This is a genomic window from Aureibaculum algae, from assembly GCF_006065315.1.
Taxonomy (GTDB): Bacteria; Bacteroidota; Bacteroidia; order Flavobacteriales; family Flavobacteriaceae; genus Aureibaculum; species Aureibaculum algae.
Map to the genome: position 1 here is coordinate 1,056,434 of NZ_CP040749.1, position 17,954 is coordinate 1,074,387.

General features: G+C 32.7%; 13 protein-coding genes. 10 read left to right on the top strand and 3 right to left on the bottom strand.

Annotation, left to right across the window (positions count from 1 at the left end; all coding sequences use genetic code 11):
- The first annotated feature begins 336 nt into the window (after positions 1-336).
- The gene (locus tag FF125_RS04125) at positions 337-1,170 is read left to right on the top strand and encodes a DMT family transporter (RefSeq protein ID WP_262710554.1); all 834 of its coding nucleotides are present in this window, start codon (positions 337-339) and stop codon (positions 1,168-1,170) included.
- Positions 1,171-1,251: 81 nt separating this feature from the next.
- On the opposite strand, the gene FF125_RS04130 is transcribed toward FF125_RS04125, so the two are convergent.
- The 3 genes from FF125_RS04130 to FF125_RS04140 all read right to left on the bottom strand — a co-directional run bounded on the left by FF125_RS04130 (position 1,252) and on the right by FF125_RS04140 (position 6,111).
- Positions 1,252-2,628 (bottom strand): FGGY-family carbohydrate kinase, encoded by a 1,377-nt coding sequence (locus tag FF125_RS04130; RefSeq protein WP_138948590.1) that lies wholly within the window; start codon positions 2,626-2,628, stop codon positions 1,252-1,254.
- Position 2,629: 1 nt separating this feature from the next.
- Entirely contained in the window at positions 2,630-3,910 is a 1,281-nt protein-coding gene (locus FF125_RS04135; RefSeq protein ID WP_138948591.1) for a sugar isomerase, read from the bottom strand.
- A 95-nt stretch (positions 3,911-4,005) separates the two neighbouring features.
- Positions 4,006-6,111, bottom strand: coding sequence for a bifunctional aldolase/short-chain dehydrogenase (locus tag FF125_RS04140; protein ID WP_175418867.1), 2,106 nt, complete (start codon positions 6,109-6,111; stop codon positions 4,006-4,008).
- A gap of 159 nt (positions 6,112-6,270) precedes the next feature.
- Here FF125_RS04140 and FF125_RS04145 point away from each other — a divergent pair, with 159 nt between their 5' ends.
- The 9 genes from FF125_RS04145 to FF125_RS04185 all read left to right on the top strand — a co-directional run bounded on the left by FF125_RS04145 (position 6,271) and on the right by FF125_RS04185 (position 17,096).
- On the top strand, positions 6,271-7,308 hold the full coding sequence (locus FF125_RS04145; protein WP_138948592.1) for a GntR family transcriptional regulator: 1,038 nt from the start codon (positions 6,271-6,273) through the stop codon (positions 7,306-7,308).
- A 203-nt stretch (positions 7,309-7,511) separates the two neighbouring features.
- Entirely contained in the window at positions 7,512-8,336 is an 825-nt protein-coding gene (locus tag FF125_RS04150) for a phytanoyl-CoA dioxygenase family protein (RefSeq protein WP_138948593.1), read from the top strand.
- Positions 8,336-9,046 carry a creatininase family protein gene (locus FF125_RS04155; protein WP_138948594.1) on the top strand — a complete coding sequence of 237 codons (711 nt, stop codon included), beginning with the start codon at positions 8,336-8,338 and terminating at the stop codon, positions 9,044-9,046. Before FF125_RS04150 ends, FF125_RS04155 begins: the two co-directional genes overlap by 1 nt.
- Positions 9,047-9,151: 105 nt before the next feature.
- Positions 9,152-10,117 (top strand): aldo/keto reductase, encoded by a 966-nt coding sequence (locus FF125_RS04160; RefSeq protein ID WP_138948595.1) that lies wholly within the window; start codon positions 9,152-9,154, stop codon positions 10,115-10,117.
- A gap of 66 nt (positions 10,118-10,183) precedes the next feature.
- Positions 10,184-11,221 carry an L-rhamnose/proton symporter RhaT gene (gene rhaT / locus FF125_RS04165; RefSeq protein ID WP_138948596.1) on the top strand — a complete coding sequence of 346 codons (1,038 nt, stop codon included), beginning with the start codon at positions 10,184-10,186 and terminating at the stop codon, positions 11,219-11,221.
- 39 nt (positions 11,222-11,260) lie between these two features.
- Positions 11,261-12,373 carry a polysaccharide deacetylase family protein gene (locus FF125_RS04170; RefSeq protein WP_138948597.1) on the top strand — a complete coding sequence of 371 codons (1,113 nt, stop codon included), beginning with the start codon at positions 11,261-11,263 and terminating at the stop codon, positions 12,371-12,373.
- A gap of 174 nt (positions 12,374-12,547) precedes the next feature.
- Positions 12,548-13,354: a polysaccharide lyase gene (locus FF125_RS04175; protein ID WP_138948598.1), complete on the top strand. Its 807-nt coding sequence runs from the start codon at positions 12,548-12,550 to the stop codon at positions 13,352-13,354.
- Positions 13,355-13,427: 73 nt separating this feature from the next.
- The gene (locus tag FF125_RS04180) at positions 13,428-15,854 is read left to right on the top strand and encodes an alpha-L-rhamnosidase-related protein (RefSeq protein ID WP_138948599.1); all 2,427 of its coding nucleotides are present in this window, start codon (positions 13,428-13,430) and stop codon (positions 15,852-15,854) included.
- 3 nt (positions 15,855-15,857) lie between these two features.
- Entirely contained in the window at positions 15,858-17,096 is a 1,239-nt protein-coding gene (locus FF125_RS04185) for a glycoside hydrolase family 88 protein (protein ID WP_138948600.1), read from the top strand.
- Positions 17,097-17,954 lie beyond the last annotated feature (858 nt).

The window sequence follows — 17,954 nt, forward strand, 5'->3', positions numbered from 1 at the left end:
TGCTATTTTCTTAATATTTACCTGTTTTGTTTCTTGAATAGTTTATGGTATTCGTATAAATATTATTTTTTTTGACAATTTAGGCTGAGTATATGTCTCATTGTTTGTGTTTATGGTTTGTCAATTAATACCAGTGTTGTATTATTTTAAGAGTGGTGTTAATTAAAAGTGTAAAATGATTTGTTAAGCTCTAGTTTTCTATTTGAAGTAATTTAATTGATCAGTGGATTTTGAACGTCAATATGTTCTAAATTAATAAGAAGTGTTATACGTTTAGCAACATTCAATAAATTCCAATACTTTTGCGATTACATAATTTAACAAATCACCTTTTTTTTGAAAAAAGCAATTCAATTTATGATTATTAGTGCCTTAGCATTTGCAATGTTAAATATAGGTGTGAAGTATTTAGGGAAATTTAATGTATACCAAATAGTGTTTTTCAGGGCCTTGGGGTCATTGTTTTTTACCTATCCATTTTTGATAAAAAAGAAAATTCCTATTGTTGGCAATAGAGTGAAACTCTTACTTTTGAGAAGTGTCATTGGTTTAATAGCCATGATATTGTTCTTTTCTTCATTGAAGTTACTGTCAACAGGTTCGGCTGTTTCAATACGATATATTGCTCCAATTTTTGCTGCTGTATTCGCGTTATTTATTTTAAAAGAACGTATTAAGCCAATACAATGGTTATTTTTTCTAACAGCATTTGTTGGTGTACTGATGTTAAAGGGTTTTGATTTTAGTAGTTTCGGACTCGGGTATGTTTTTGCATTACTTTCAGCAATTTTTACGGGACTTGTGTTTGTGCTTATACGATTGATTGGAAATAAGGACCATCCGATGGTAGTCGTTAATTATTTTATGACACTAGCATTTTTAGTTAGTGGAGTGCTGTGTATTAAGTATTGGATTACGCCAGAAGGATGGGAGTGGCTTATGTTATTGAGTTTAGGGGTTTCTGGATATTTTGGGCAGATTTATATGACCAAAGCAATGCAGCAATCGGAAACGAGGTTGGTTGCACCCTTAAAATATATAGAAGTGGGTTTTACAATGATTGCAGGTGTAATTTGGTTCCATGAAGGCTATACTTTACTAAGTGTTTTAGGTGTTATTTTAATAGTAATAAGTCTTGTACTTAATGTTTTAGTTGTCAAAAGAAGTTGATGTTAAGTAGATTGTACTTAACTATTTTGAAAAGTTGAGGTTTTAGTAATTGACCATTTAAAGTATATTTAAGTTTTTCTATTACTTAATTATAAATGGCACGTGCTTTTTTAAAGAATAATTATCCTTCAAAAATTTTGAGTTTAATTTAGAATCTGAAATGGCTATAGCGGCTCCTAAAGCAGATCCTAATGATGACGTCGTCGTTTTTAATTTCATATCCCGTAAATAATGTGATAATAACCGGATAAAGACATCATTGTCTGTAAATCCTCCGTCAACATATAATCGTTTTATTTTATCGTTTCCAATAACTGTTTTTATACTTTCAACTTGTAAAATCACCAATTCGGTAATTAAATGGTGATAGGCCAATTCAAAATTATCGTAAGGTAATTTAGTTTTTTTAGGCATTGTTTCAGTAGTTAACGATTCCCAAAAAAATAAATGTTCAAAATTATCTACAATTTTAGTGTATAAATTATAGCTAAAGTCGACTGTTTTATGATAATCAGACGCAACATTATAATGCTTCGCTAACTTTTGAACTTGAATTTTATATTCATTTCCTAAAAAAATACGAGATGATTTTACAGCCTTACCATTAATACGCATATAGTTTATGCACTCATTTTCAATCTCTTTCTCAGTAAGTTTCGGGTTAGTAGCGTGTGGATTTAATGAGATACTCCAAGTGCCAGTTGAAACTAAAATAAAGGGCTTTTTGATGCTTCTCACATAAGGAAGTAGTGCTGAAAAACTATCATGAATACCAACGCCAATTTTAATACGTTTGCCATTGTAGTTCATATTGATACTAGTTTCTGTAGATACAATAGGAGGTAATATTTTATCAATTTCTTCTTCGTAGACCCATTTGTGATAGTCTTTCGTGTCGTAATTCCATAACGAAGTATGACAGCCTATACTTGTGTATTCACTTAGAGGGATACCTGTAAAGATAAAGCTTAAATATTGTGGAAAATGTAATGCGTATTTTACGTGCTTATAAACATCGGGTCTCGTTTGCTTTATCCAATACAATTGCATTCCTGAGTTTAACATTCCTGATTTAGGTGAGCCTGTTTCCGTAGTAAAAGTTTCTTCGGGACCGTACTTTTTATAGAAATCATTTATGATTTTATCATCAATGGGTTTAGTATAATTATCAAGGGGTGTTAGTACGTTGCCATTTTTATCTAAATAAACAATACTTGCACCATAGGTCGAAAAATTAATTGCTTTTATATTGTAATTTTCAGAATCTAAAATTCTGTTAAAAACATCTTTCAACCATTTTTGTAAGGCAGGTAAATTTTCTGTAGGATGCCCATCCTCATCTTCTATTTCATCAAAACGTATATATTCTCTATAGATTTCTTGGTGATCATTATCAAAAAGGAAAAATTTCTTATTTGTTTTTCCGATATCAAATATGGCAGTAACGTGGGTCTTCATTTTATAAACCAGTTGCTTGAGTATGTTTTCCTCGTTCTTTTAATAATTGATTTCTCACTTTTAAAGCTCTATAGGCTGCAATAGGCTGTAAAGCACCTCCTCTTTCCAGTCTTGCTTTCTCTAGTAATGGCCTTACATCTGTGCGGTACGCCTCTTGTATTATTTCTTGGCAACGCACTACATCATGTTCTTGCTGAGCAGTTCTTAATGAATTCTGATCAACAAGTAATGCTTTTGCGTAAGCTTCTTGAATAGCTTCTAAAGATTGAATTAAATCTTCTAAAGGATCTTTAATGTTGTGGCTGGCATCAATCATCCAGGCTAAATCTGGATTTTGAGGGTTATTTTCCATACCGTAAACGAGCTCATTAAAAATTAAAAATAAAGCATATGGTTTTATACTTCCAACAGTTAAGTCATCGTCACCATATTTACTATCATTAAAATGAAACCCACCCAATTTTCCTTTTAGCATTAACGTAGAAACTATTTGTTCTATATTAGTATTAGGAAGGTGGTGACCTAAGTCAACCAAAGTAAAAGCTTTATCTCCACAAGCATTTGCCAACATAAAAGAGGTGCCCCAATCTTGTATTACTGTACTATAAAAATTGGGTTCATAGGGTTTGTATTCAATTAATAATTTCCAATCGTCAGGTATGTTTTTATATATTTCTTTAAGGCTATTTTCAGTGTTTGATAAAGCAGATTGAAAATTGCTTTGTCCGGGGAAAGTTGAGCCATCCGCCAGCCAAACCGTTAATGCTTTTGATCCGAGTTTTTTGCCGATTTTTATAACATTAATATTGTGAGCTATGGCCTGCTCTCTGACTCCTTGACTAGAGTTACTTAACGAACCATATTTATAACTTTCTTTAGCGTTTTTCTGATCTTGAAACGTATTTGAGTTTACAGCATCAAATTTTAAATCTAACGATGAAGCCAATTCTTTAATAGCATTATAATCTTCTGGAACATCCCATGGAATATGTAATGAAATGGCTCCTGCGGTCTGTGTAAGTGCATGTAGTAAACCTACATCTTCTAGTTTTTGTTCTAAATTGGAAGGTTCGCCATAAAAGGAAAATCTGCCAAACCGAGTTCCACCAGCACCCAATGCCCAGCTTGGTATTGCTACTTGAAAGTTGGTAAGTTTATCAATAATACCCTTAACGTCATGTCCTTTTTCAGATAAAGTGTTTGCTATATAGTCGTAGCTAGTTTTATGAAAGGATAAGGAGGTCTTATTAACTTGTGCAATTTGATTTTCTGTAATTTTCATATGCAATTTTAATAAAAAGAGAACTTTCTATAGGTTAAAACGAACCTATAGAAAGAATCTCAAAATTAATTCAAATAATAATTTTTTATAATTAGCTATCTTACAAAAGCAGCTGGCATTCCTCCGTCTATATTGATAATGTTTCCCGTGGTTTTATCTAAGATACTAACTAAGGCGAATACGCCATTCGCAATGTCTTTAGGGTAAATTATCTCATTCAATAAGTTTCTTTTTGCATAATGAGCGGGTAATTCATCTACAGTGATTCCATAAGCTTTAGCTCTCCCTTCTGCCCAGTCTCCTTCCCAAATTTTACTGCCGACAATAACACCATCAGGATTTACCGTATTTACACGTATTTTATCGCTGCCTAATTCGGCGGCTAATAATCGTGCCATGTGTTGCTGTGCTGCTTTAGCGGTGCCGTAACCAACGTTGTTAGGGCCAGAAACAAGACCGTTTTTACTGGCAATACTTATAAAGTCGCCACCTAAGTTTTGTTTTTTCATGACATCAACAGCTTGCTTTGCAAGCTCAAACTGACCTTTTACCAGTACGTTTTGTAAAATATCCCAATCTTGTTCCGTCGTTTCTTCCAAGGGTTTAGAAATTGCTAATCCAGCACTGTGTACCACAATGTCAACACCACCAAACTCTAAACAAGCTTTTTTATAAGCATTTGCTATAGATTCCGATTTAGTAACATCGCAAATAGCATAAATGGCAACATCATTTTTATAGGTTTCAAGAGCTTCTTTTAATCGGTCTTCAGCGATATCTCCAAGTACAACATTTGCTCCTTCTGATGCTAATTTATCTGCAATTGCTTTTCCAATTCCTCCACCAGCACCCGTTACAAAAGCAACTTTTCTTGAGAGTGGTTGTTCTTTTGGCATCCGTTGTAGCTTCGCTTCTTCTAAAAGCCAGTATTCAATGTCAAATGCTTCTTGTCTAGGTAAAGAGGTATATTCAGTAATTGCTTCTGCCCCTCTCATTACATTTATAGCATTGATATAGAATTCACTAGCAACCCTAGTGGTTTGTTTGTTTTTAGCAAAACTAAACATGCCTACTCCAGGGTAAATAATAATTACAGGATTAGGGTCACGCATTGCGGGACTGTTACTGCGTTTGCAGGTGTCGTAATAGTCTTTGTATTCTTGCCTGTATATCTCAAAAGCAGGCTCTAATTTTTTTAAAGTTTCTTCTGTATTGCTAACATCATCTTTTGCATCTAATTTTAGTACCAAAGGTTGAATTTTAGTTCTTAAAAAGTGGTCAGGGCAAGAGGTGCCCATAGGTGCTAGTCTTTCCAGATCATTACTGTTAATGTATTGTAAAACAACCTCATTATCTGTAAAGTGACCAATCATTCTGTTTTCTGAAGAGCATAATCCTCTTAAAAGAGGCATTAGTTGAGCTGCTTTTTCTTTACGTTCATTTTGTGGTAGTGATTTTATTTTTTCTCCACCAAATACATGGTCTTTAGCTTTTATTTTTTGCTCTATATATTCCGATGCTTGTTCTATTACTTCTAAACTGTTCAAGTAACATTCATATGAAGTGTCACCCCAAGTAAATAATCCATGACTCCCTAAAACAATTCCTCTGATTCCAGGGTTGTCATTTAAGCACTTTTCTAATTGGAGACCTAAATCAAAACCAGGTCGTTGCCAAGGTACCCAGCCCATAGTATCTCCCCAAATTTCTTTGGTTACCTTTTCGCTATCCTTTGCAGCCGCAACTGCTATTAATGCATCAGGGTGCAAGTGATCTATATGCTTAAAGGGTAGTAGTCCATGTAAAGGGGTGTCAATAGATGGAGCTTTACTATCTAAGTCGTAAATACAGTGGTTAAACAATCCAACCATTCTGTCTTCATCATCTAGGCCTCCATAAACGTTTTTTAGGTCTCGTAACCTTTCCGTATAAAGTCCAGCTATTCCGCTTCGTGTTAAAGTCCCAATATCTCCTCCAGAACCTTTTACCCACATTACTTCAACTTCTTTATTGGTTAAAGGGTCTTTTTCAATGGTTTTGCAACTTGTATTTCCACCACCATAATTTGTTATTCTTAAATCTGCTCCTAAAATATTTGAGCGATATAAAAATAATGCAACCTGATCATCTCCTATTTCAGAGGCTTTATCGTGGTTCCATAAATAGGTTACGTGGTTAAATGTATTTTTATCAATGTCCATTAATAATCTTTTTATTATAAGCCTTAAATTTAATTATAAATCAGTAGATAAGTATCCTGTGCTGTACTGTAATTTTATATTGTTAAAATAACACTTTTAGACCACAAAAATGGTATTTTTGTTAGATTAACACTCCTTAAAACTTGCAAATTTCTTACAATGAATGTATCAGTTGTTATTGATGAAAAATCTAAAGTCCCTAAGTATAAGCAGGTTGTAGATTCAATTGTTAATGATGTTTCTAGTGGTAAACTTAAATTAGGTGACAAATTACCTTCAATTAATGAGTTGAGTGAAGCCACATACCTATCTCGAGATACTGTTGAAAAGGCCTATAAGAATTTAAAAAATAGAAAAATTATAACATCCGTTAAAGGAAAGGGGTGTTATGTCTCTAAAAATGAACTTATTTCTAAAATTAATATCTTTTTCCTCATTAATAAATTGAGCTCATATAAAATGAAAATTTACAATTCATTTGTAAAGAGCCTAGAGGGAATTGGTCATGTTTCATTATTTATTTATCACTGTGATGAGTCTTTATTTGTTAATTTAATTAATCAACATGTTGGAGGGTTTAACTATTATGTAATTATGCCACACTTTAAAACTGATAAATTAGATCATATTAGTTTAACAAAAGAAGCATTGACGGTAATGGATAAAATTCCAAATGAAAAAATTATTGTCTTGGATAATAAGGTAGATAAAAAGAATGCCTATTCTGAAGTCTATCAAGATTTTGAAAATGATATTTATGATGCTTTGAAGAATGGCGTTGACAAAATAGTAAAGTTTGATAAAATACATCTAGTTTTTCCTAAAAACACATTCTATCCATATCCAAGAAGAATTTTACATGGGTTTAAAAAGTTTTGTTTTGAGTATTCACTAAATTTCGAAATTCTGTCTGAAATTTCTGAAAATATGGATATAACAAAGAATGAAATTTTTATAGTTATTGAAGAAAGCGATTTGGTTAATCTTGTAAAATTAACAAGAGATAATAATCTTGAGTTGGGAAAAGATATTGGTGTCATTTCGTATAATGATACGCCGTTAAAAGAGCTTCTAGGGATTACTGTAGTAAGTACTGATTTTAAAAAGATGGGAGTAACTGCGGCTGAACTTATATTAAATAAAAAGCAAGAAAAAATTAAAAATCCATTTAATTTTATAGATAGAAAATCTACATAAAAATATCAAATTATTGTGTGAAAGTATGTACGAACGTATTAAATGTTGGTAAATAACGGGTATTGTTTCTTAAATGTTGTAAACAGGATAGCACAGGATAAATTACAACGAGCATAAATGTATCATTGTGTATAGATTCTACTAGAGTTAATAGTATAACTGGAATTATTAATCGTTTTAAGCAGTAAATAACACAAAAGAATATGAAACATAAATTATCTGAAGCACAAATAAGTTTTTATAGAAATAACGGATTATTGATTATTGATGATTTTTTATCGCAACCTGAAGTTGAGCATTGGAAAACGACTATTGACGAGGCTGTAAAAGCTAGAAAAGGAAGGAAATTTCCACATTCTGAAATTAAGACAGGAGCCTCAGATGGTATAAATAAAGATGCTGAATATTTTGGAAAAGTTTTTGATCAAATTATTAACTTATGGATGACAGATGATGGGGTAAAAGAAATAATGTTTGATAAGAATCTTGGTAAGATGGCAGCCGAACTTGCACAAGTTGATGGTATAAGAATTTGGCATGATCAGTCATTGGTAAAACAACCTTGGGGTAATCCAACGGCATGGCATTTAGATACGCCGTTTTGGTCATTTAGCCATAGGGAGGCCCTTAGTGTTTGGGTAGCTCTAGAAGATGTAACCTTGCAAAACGGATGTCTATATTTTATGCCAGGTTCTCAAAAAGATACCGATTTTATAGAACCAGGCATTGGAGCAAATATGGGAGATATATTTAATGATTATCCTGATTATGCTAAAAAGGACCCGACGCCATCAATTATTAAGGCGGGCTCCTGTTCCTTTCATAACGGATTAACAATACATGCCGCAGGTGTAAATATGACACCGTATACAAGAAAAGCAATGACCTGTGCTTATATGCCAGATGGAAGTGTTTTTAATGGAAAACAAAATGTATTACCAGACGAGTATTTCAAATCTTTAAAAATTGGTGATCTATTAAATAATGAAGCTCAAAACCCTTTAATTTATCATAAAGATTGGGAGTAATGAAAGATGAGATAAAATGGGGGGATTTTGATAAAATGCGTCCTACCCAAATAGAAGAAATTAAAAAGGACTATCCTATCGCTTATTTGCCTTGGGGAGCCATAGAATATCACGGTAGGCATAATCCAACAGGATTAGATACGCATAAAACAGCTCATCTTTGCTCTTTGTTAGCAAAAGAAGTTGGGGGCTTGGTTTTTCCTCCAATTAGTTTAGCTGCGAATTTAATAAAATCATATCCTGGTGTTGATTTTCCCAATCACTCAATCGAGTTTTCTGAAAAATTAATTCAATTAATTTGTGAAGAGTATTTCGAGCAATTAGCAGAGCAGAATTTTAAAATAGTGGTATTGTTGTCAGGCCATGCAGGGGAGCCGCATCTTCAGATATTAAGAGATGTTGCACGTGATTTTAATAATAAATATCCTAATAAATACTTTTGGGCTTTAGCAGAATTTGATGTTATACCTGATCATCTTTTGGTAGCAAATCATTCTGCATTAGGCGAAACTTCCTTACAGTTATATTTTGAGCCAGAAACGGTTGATTTACATAGTTTGCCAAAAGACAGAGAAATATCTTTGGAAATTGATGCGGTTTCTGGAGAAGATCCACGATCATCAACTGCAGAACATGGAGAACTGATAGTCAATTCATTTATTAAAAATGCAACTGAAAAGTTGGGAGGAATAATAAAAAATTACATTTAAAATATGAATCTAGTATGTTAAGGATGTTGTTACCTCAGAAATTAATTAATGGCGAACAGGCCCGATGCTTCGGGATGACCGTTTTATAACAATAATTATAAAAATATGAAATATAGGACTTTAGGAAGGACAGGTCTTACTCTAAGTGAAATCAGTTTGGGTACTTGGGCTTTTGGTAATAATGTATATGGTGGTGTAGCTGAGAAAGATGGAATAAAAACTATCAATGCCGGTATTGACCTTGGTATTAATATATTTGATACAGCCCCGCAATATGGAACTGACAAGCAAGATGGTGTTGCAGAAATTGTATTGGGTAAAGCTTTAAAAGGAAAACGAGATAAAGTGCATATTTCATCAAAATTTGGTAGAAATCCATGTATTGAAGGTGGGCGTTCTTTGTTTTATAAATCTCGTGTAATTGATTCTGTTGAAGAAAGTTTAAAGCGATTGCAAACAGATTATATAGATGTCCTTTTCTTTCATTCTCCATTTTCCTCTGATGAAATTCACGATGATGTTTGGGAGGGAATCGAGCAAGTTAAAAAACAAGGGAAAGTTCGTTTTATTGGACATTCTATTTCCATGTTTAATCAAACGGAGAATATGGCACGAGAATGGGCAAAAGAAGGGAAAATAGATGTTGTTCAGGTGGTGTTAAGTTTAATGAATAGAGAAGCTCAACAATTGGTGAATACGTTGTCAAAAGAGCATAATATTGGTGTTTTTGCGAGAGAATGTTTAGCGAATGGTTTTTTATCTGGTACAATAACAAAAAATACCGTTTTTGAAAAGAATACACTCAACGCTAGGTACTCAAAAGCAGCGTTGGCGGAAAGGGTAGATCAAGTAGAGGCTTTTAAGTTTTTAATAAGAGATGATATTACGAATATGCCGCAGGCCGCATTAAAATGGGTGCTAGATCAAAAAGGAGTTTCGACTGTGTTATCTGGTGCTAAGAATAGTTATGAATTAGAAGGAGCTGTTTCGGCATCAACAGCAAAGTCATTTACGGCAGATGAATTAAAATTGGCACAAACCCTGTTAAAAAAGGATTTTGACGCTGCATAAAACGTTTCAAATTCCAAGTATAAATTATAATTATTTAAAAAAATAATTAACTAAATAACAAAAGAGATGGGAGCATTAATAGGATTATTGTTACATGCAATTGGTGGATTTGCCGCAGGTAGTTTTTATATTCCATTTAAGTTGATAAAAAAATGGAGTTGGGAGACGTCTTGGCTCGTTTTAGGCTTTGCTGCATGGATTTTTGCTCCAATTATTATGGCATGGTTTACAGTTCCAAATCTTATTGAAGTATTGGGAGCTAGTGATTTTGAAACAAAATTTTATACTTTCTTTTTCGGTATGCTTTGGGGTATTGGCGGACTAACTTTTGGGTTGTCAATGCGTTATTTAGGTATTGGTTTAGGTATGGCGGTTGCATTAGGTTTTACAGCGGCTTTCGGTACTTTAATACCACCACTTTACAACGGTACTTTTTCGGAATTGCTTCAGACAAAAGGAGGTATTCTTGTTTTAATAGGTGTAATAATAAGTCTTATAGGTATAGCCATAGCGGGTAAAGCTGGTATCTTAAAGGAAAAAGATTTAAATGCAGAAGAGCAAAAGGAGGCTGTAGCAGAATTCAATCTTTCTAAAGGTATGGTTATCGCTGTGATCTCGGGTATTTTAAGTGCTTGTTTTGCATTTGGATTAACAGCGGGGAAGCCTATTGCAGAAGAAGCGTTAAAGCTAGGTGTTAAAGATATTTTTCAAAATAATCCTGTTATCGTTTGGGTACTTTGGGGAGGGTTTTTAACTAATTTTATTTGGACCATAATTTTAAGTATAAAAAATAAAACGTTTAGTGATTTTACAGACAAAGACATTCCTAATAAACCAAAAAATTACTTATTAGCAATCGCAGGAGGCGTAACTTGGTATTTCCAGTTTTTCTTTTATGGTATGGGAACAACTTTTTTAGGTGAAAAATATGAGTTTGCCAGTTGGACTTTGCACATGGCATTTATTATTATATTCAGTACTCTTTGGGGAATATACTTTAAAGAATGGAAAGGTGTATCAACGAAAACCATGCGTACTTTATGGCTTGGACTAGTTGTGATTATTTTTTCAACCGTTCTGATAGGAATTGGAAATAGTTTTTAGACGGAGAAACATGATTAGTTAGTGATAACGCAAATTAAGATGATACAAAAATTATACATATCAGTTTTTCTGCTATTCGCAATGGGTACTTATGCACAAGATACTTTTATTCTTGAAGATACTACAGATGCTAGATTTGAAATAACGGATAAAGTTTGGTCACAAACTATTGGAGAAGCTTCCGTATGTCTTTGGAATGATGACAAATTGAGTGCTTTTACCATTACCATTGATGATAATTATGAAAAAGATATTTCCTTTTGGATGGAACTTCAGAAGAAATATGGTTTTAAATATACATGGTTTGTTATTACAGAGGCTGATAAAAAATATAATGTAAAGAATTGGGATTTGTTTAATGAACTCTCCAAAGCGGGTAATGCAATCCAGGGGCATGATGATAGAAATTGGTATGAAGATAAAGAAACAGGGGTAAAATATCCCTCAATAAAAGCTTATAATAAAAGATTAAATCGTACAAAAACGAAAATTGAAAAGCATATAGAAAACCAGAAATGTTTGACCTATGCTTATCCTTGGGGAGAAGGAAATGTAGATGAAGTAGCTAATCATTTTATTGCGAGTAGAGGGGTGATTGGTCTGTTAAATCCCGCAAATAAAATTGATTTTAAACAAGTTAGAAGTATTAGCAATCCACACATTTACAGTAATGATAGCACACGGAATCATTATATGTTGCCTTTGCTCGATAATACTTCAAAGCTAGAAGGTAAAAATTATTATAGAGGATGGGGAAGTACACATTTTCATGAGGTTTCAGCACCTGCTGTACAAGAAAAGACAGATGCATTTTTTAAATATCTAAAAGAAAAAGAGGATAAGCTATGGATTGGGACTTTTCCTGATGTTGCAAAATATGCTCAAGAATATGCTACTCATTCTTTAAGTGTAGATTCTATTTCTGAAAATTCCATATCAATAAGTTTAACGGATAAAATGAAAGATGAAATCTATGATTATCCCTTAACTATAAAAGTACGTTTAGCAAATAATTGGTTGTCCCTTTCTGCAACGCAAAATGGAAATGAAATAGAAAGTAAAATTATTAGTTACAATCAAAATAAATACGCTTTAGTAAAGGCAATACCAGATCATGGTCAGGTCATTTTAAAGGGAGATGTTTTTAAGTAATGCCTTTTGGTTTCATCGGGTTTAAGATAACTGTAATAAAGAAGTTAAACTTGATGTCTATGAAGGAATGTGGCATGTTTGACAAGGATATTATCTACTGCCTGAATCAAAAAAAAGCAGTAACTAATACAAAGAGGTTTATGTTTAAATATTTAAAAATTTAAGAGTTTGTTTATGAAAATACGTTTTTCGATAGTAGTAATTTGTGCATTAATTACCATCAGTTGTGGTTCAAATAAACTTCAAGTAAATAACTCAAATAATGAGGTTTTTAATCTTGATTTTGAGGGTAATACTATTGGTCCGTACACTGAAAATAATTTAAAAAAGGATGTTGGAGATGTAAATTGGAAATTACTTAGGGATAGGGCTACGATTGAATTAGATGAAACCCATGGAAAAGTGTTGAAAGTGCTTTATCCCAAAGGTTCAGTAGGTCCCAAGCAAGGAGGAATACAGTTTGACAAGCCATTACCAAAAGCTTCAGAATATACATTGGAGTATAACATAAAGTTTATGGAAGGTTTTGATTTTCGCTTGGGAGGTAAATTACCAGGGCTAACAAGTGGTGGGGAGAAATATACAGGAGGTGTTCATCCTGATAATGGTGAAGGTTGGAGTGCTCGTTATATGTGGATAGCAGATGGAGAAATAATCGTCTATTTTTACCATATGGACATGGAGCACAAATGGGGAGACAGTGTTAAAACGAATGTTTTTTTTAAACCAGGGCAATGGTATAAAATAAAACAACATATAAAATTAAATGACAGCGATCAATTCAATGGTGTAATGAAGGTTTGGATAGACAATGAAAAGGTAATACATGATGATAAAGTAAGGTATCGTTTGGCTCCATTAGGCGAAATTGATTCGTTCTATTTTTCAACATTTCATGGTGGTAATACTGAAGATTGGGCACCAAAGAAGGATTCGTTTATTTACTTTGATAATTTTAAAGTCACAAAATTCCAAAATTAGATGTATCCGAGATTCAAAAAAATTATAATAGGCTACATCAAGTTTACTAGTTTAAAAGATATAAAAATTTAATATGAAAAAACAAGAATTAGCAATTGGTACTGTCAATAAATTTTATCTTTCATTTTGCCTGTTGTTTTGTTTGTCAACCTTTAGTGTTTTTTCGCAAGAATCTGTTGTGAAAATTAATCATGAAGGAAAAGAATTTACACAACTTAAACATGCATGGACTTCACAATGGATTACACATCCAACAGAATCAACTTTAGATGCACGTAAATTCTTATTTAGACGAACCTTTGACTTAAAAGCAATGCCTGAAAAGTTTATAGTTCATCTTTCAGCAGATAATCGTTATCGCTTATTTGTAAACGGTAAGTACATTATTTCTGGACCATCATCTTCTGATATTAATAATTACAGATATGAAACAATTGATATTGCGAATGAATTAATAGTGGGTAAAAATATAATTGCCGCTGAGGTGGTTAATTTTGGGGAATATAGGAAAGCATCTTCTATGACTTTTCAAACCGCATTTATTTTACAAGGAGAGAAAAGTAATCCAGTTGATTTAAATACAGGAAAGGCTTCAAAATGGAAAGTGATAAACGACGAAGGCTTTAAAAGCATTCCTTTTGTTAGTGATTCTTTACGTGGTTATTATGCGGCCGGTCCTGGAGAAAAACTGATTTCAAAAAAGCACCAATGGGGATGGAAAGAAATTGATTATGACGATGTAAATTGGTTAGAACCTAAATTGGCGACTGTTGAGTTTGCAGTAGGGCGTGGTTTTTTATATGGAAGTACTTGGTATTTAGTCCCAAGGTCAATACCGTTTTTAGAAGAGTCGGTACAACGTTTTAACAAAATTGCCAGAAGTGTTGGAATAGATGCTAATGATGACTTTATAAAAGGAAAAGGAAGTATTACAATACCTCCTAATAAAAAAGTAAGTCTTTTATTAGATCAGTCGCATCATACGATTGGACATCCAGAGCTAAAATATTCTAAGGGAAAAGAGAGTCGAATAAAGGTGACGTATTCGGAAGCGATGTATGATAAAGACTGGAAAAAGGGAAATAGAAATGAGGTAAAAGGAAAACATATTTTAGGATATTATGATATTATTGAGCCTGATGGGGGGATGAATAGAGAATTTAAACCCTTTGGTCAGAAAACATATCGATTTGTACAATTAGATATAGAAACAGGTGAAGAGGCCTTACTAATTGATGATTTTTATGGGGTTTATACAGCTTATCCTTTTAAAGAAAATGCTAAGTTTAAAACAGACAATGAAGTGTTAACTCAAATATGGGATGCCTCTTGGTTAACACTAAGAAATTCAGCCGTTGAGAGTTTTATAGATCCGTATTACGAACAGTTGCAGTATGTTGGTGATACGAGAATTGAGGCAATTGTATCTATTAGTGTTGATGGTGATGATAGGTTGATGCGAAAGGCAATTGAAATGTTTGATAATTCAAGGTTGCCTAACGGCTTAACGCAAAGTAGATATCCGTCATATATTGTTCAGGTAATACCTACCTATTCTTTATTATGGGTTAATATGTTACACGATTATCACATGTACAAAAATGATGATGAATTTGTAAGGAAGTTCATTCCAGGAATGAAAAATGTAATGGATTGGTGGACGGCTAAAGTTGATAAAAACGATATGCCGACAAATATGGAGTGGTGGAATTTTACGGATTGGGCACAAGGGTACCCAAATGGAATTCCTCCAGGAGCAGATGATGGTTATTCGGCATCTGTTGCCTTACAATTTGTAAAAACATTACAAAATGCAGCACGAATTTTTAGCGATTTAGGCTATAATGAGGAGGCCGAAAAATATTTAGAGTTAGAAAAAAGAATCCGTCAAAGTGTTGTAAAAAACTGTTTTGTAAAGGAAAAAGGAATGTTTGCTGAAACACCTAATAAAAAACAATTCTCACAACATACCAATATCATGGCCATCTTAACTGATGCGATACCTAAAGAAGATCAAAAAGCGTTGATGCATAATATATTAGATGATAAAGATTTAATTCAAACCACCATTTATTATAAGTTTTACTTATTTGAGGCGTTGCAAAAATCAGGTTTGGGTAATTTATATAGTAGTTTATTGCAAAATTGGACAAATCAGTTAGATCAAGGGCTTACTACCTTTGCAGAAACTGATATTAATCCGCGTTCAGAATGTCATGCTTGGTCAGCGTCACCTAACTATCACTTTTTAAAAGTTGTTGCTGGAATTTATCCGCTAAGTAAGAATTTTGAAGAAATAGCTATTGCACCTCATTTTGGGGATTTAAAGGGTTTTGAGGCTGTTATGCCGCATCCTAACGGTGATATTGTTGTAAATCTAAAAAAGAAAGGTAATAAAGTAAAGGGAGAAATAGTATTGCCTAAAGGAACAACAGGTATTTTTAAGTTTAACAATAGGGAAATAAAGCTAACAGAGGGTAAGCAAATCATAAAACAGTAGAAAATGAATAAATGTAAATGGGTGTTGATAATTGCAATAGTTTTTAGTTTAACATCTTGTAAAGATGTTAATAAAAAAGATGCGATTGCAACAACAGTTGAGACCAAAGAAGAACTTATAAGCAGGGTTTTTGCGTTTTCAGAAAAACAATACGACAGTTTGATTCATCGTATTGAAAACAATAAGCCATTGTTACAACCTAGAGGTGTTACTGAAGAAGGTGAATTGCGTTTAAAACCTTTTCAAGATTGGACAAGTGGATTTTTTCCTGGATCATTATGGTATATATATGCATATAACCATTCAAATAAATGGAAAGATTATGCAGAACAATTTACGCTGGCACTTGATTCGGTAAAGTACATTACAAATTCACATGATGTGGGCTTTATGTTAGACTGCAGCTATGGTAATGGTTATGTGGTCACTAAAGAAAAAAGGTTTGAAGATGTGTTGGTGAAAGGAGCTCGCTCCTTAATAACAAGGTATAGACCTGAAATTGGAGTGATACAATCTTGGGATACCACACCAGATATGGGATGGATTTCAGAAAGAGGGTGGGATGTACCCGTAATAGTTGATAATATGATGAATCTTGAATTGTTGTATAAAGCTTTTGAGTTTACAAAAGATTCCACTTTTTACAATGTGGCTACAAAACATGCATTAACGACCTTAAAAAACCATTTTAGAGATGATTATAGCAGTTTTCATGTGGTTGATTATGATTCAAAAACAGGAGAGGTAAGAAGTAAGCAAACGGCTCAAGGATATTCAGATCCTTCATCATGGGCTAGGGGACAAGCATGGGGGTTATACGGTTTTACGCAAACTTATGAGAACACTAAGGATACCATTTTTTTAAATCAAGCCAAAGGCATTGCTAATTATATTATGGAGAGTAAAAAAGTTCCAGAAGATTTAATACCATATTGGGATTATGATGCTCCTAAGATTCCAAATGAACCAAAAGATGCTTCGGCCGCAGCGATAACAGCTTCTGCGTTACTTTCATTACAACAATATGTACCAGAAAAAAGTGTGGCAATGAAATCTTATGCAGAAAAGATTTTAAGAAGATTATCAACTGATGATTATTTAGCGAGCTATGGTAAGAACCAGGGCTTTTTACTAATGCATTCTGTAGGTAATATTCATACTGGTGAAGAAAATGACAAGCCTTTGAATTATGCCGATTATTATTATTTAGAGGCATTGACAAAATGGAAAAAGGTTGATTAAGGATTCATTTTTTAAATCAAATAACAAGAAGAGATTATTATTGGCAATTAAAATACACTTTTAAGGCAAATAATGGTCTCTTTTCTACTTTACATTCATAGTTTCTAAAATTTTACTATCCCTTAAGACTGTGGAATTAAAACCTCTCATTTTTTCTTCTTATCATAACGTGATTGAAATAAGATCAACCTCCCCAAATAATCAATTTTTTAGGTTTAGTTTTAATATTGTGGTTAAACATAAACTACCCGCAACAATATTTTAATCACAAATCCAATTATAATTTTTTTAATACAATGACATGCTCTTAATTATTTTAACTGGAGATATTCGTAAATGATTTATTACTATTTTTTAAGAATATTTTTTATGTTTTTTTGATAATAACCATGAATAAAACAATCAAAGGTTAGTAAAATATGATTTTTATAAGGTAAAGTTATGTTTTTAAATTCAAAGCTTTCATATGAAGGTCTTAATTAGGTATTCTTCTTAATCACTGTATGGCTCTGTGTTATTTGTATTAAATGATTGCTAAAAATAATGTAATAAAGTGATAAATATCATTGTTTACAAAACATAAGTGTTATAAGTACATTTTTTTTGTGAAATATTTGTTAAATATAAATTTCTTTTCTTACATTTGTAAATGTAAAAACTACATTTAATATAAAAAAAGTGCTTTATGTCGACTTTTATTTCATTAAGATATTTTTTGACATTTAGTATCCAATTAATAAATTGATAGTTTTCTTGAGTTTCTATATCAAATTTATTTCTCGATATAATAACTGATTTAACTATTGAAATAAAGTAAAATAATGTAGTTGGAGATGGGTTAAGTTTAGAGCAGGGTGT

Excerpts from the sequence above, each read along its gene's own strand:
- FF125_RS04150 (WP_138948593.1), top strand. The coding sequence starts at position 7,512 with ATGAAACATAAATTATCTGAAGCACAAATAAGTTTTTATAGAAATAAC.
- FF125_RS04145 (WP_138948592.1), top strand. The coding sequence starts at position 6,271 with ATGAATGTATCAGTTGTTATTGATGAAAAATCTAAAGTCCCTAAGTAT.
- FF125_RS04160 (WP_138948595.1), top strand. The coding sequence starts at position 9,152 with ATGAAATATAGGACTTTAGGAAGGACAGGTCTTACTCTAAGTGAAATC.
- FF125_RS04180 (WP_138948599.1), top strand. The coding sequence starts at position 13,428 with ATGAAAAAACAAGAATTAGCAATTGGTACTGTCAATAAATTTTATCTT.
- FF125_RS04155 (WP_138948594.1), top strand. The coding sequence starts at position 8,336 with ATGAAAGATGAGATAAAATGGGGGGATTTTGATAAAATGCGTCCTACC.
- FF125_RS04140 (WP_175418867.1), bottom strand. The coding sequence starts at position 6,111 with ATGGACATTGATAAAAATACATTTAACCACGTAACCTATTTATGGAAC.
- rhaT (WP_138948596.1), top strand. The coding sequence starts at position 10,184 with ATGGGAGCATTAATAGGATTATTGTTACATGCAATTGGTGGATTTGCC.
- FF125_RS04175 (WP_138948598.1), top strand. The coding sequence starts at position 12,548 with ATGAAAATACGTTTTTCGATAGTAGTAATTTGTGCATTAATTACCATC.
- FF125_RS04130 (WP_138948590.1), bottom strand. The coding sequence starts at position 2,628 with ATGAAGACCCACGTTACTGCCATATTTGATATCGGAAAAACAAATAAG.
- FF125_RS04135 (WP_138948591.1), bottom strand. The coding sequence starts at position 3,910 with ATGAAAATTACAGAAAATCAAATTGCACAAGTTAATAAGACCTCCTTA.
- FF125_RS04170 (WP_138948597.1), top strand. The coding sequence starts at position 11,261 with ATGATACAAAAATTATACATATCAGTTTTTCTGCTATTCGCAATGGGT.
- FF125_RS04185 (WP_138948600.1), top strand. The coding sequence starts at position 15,858 with ATGAATAAATGTAAATGGGTGTTGATAATTGCAATAGTTTTTAGTTTA.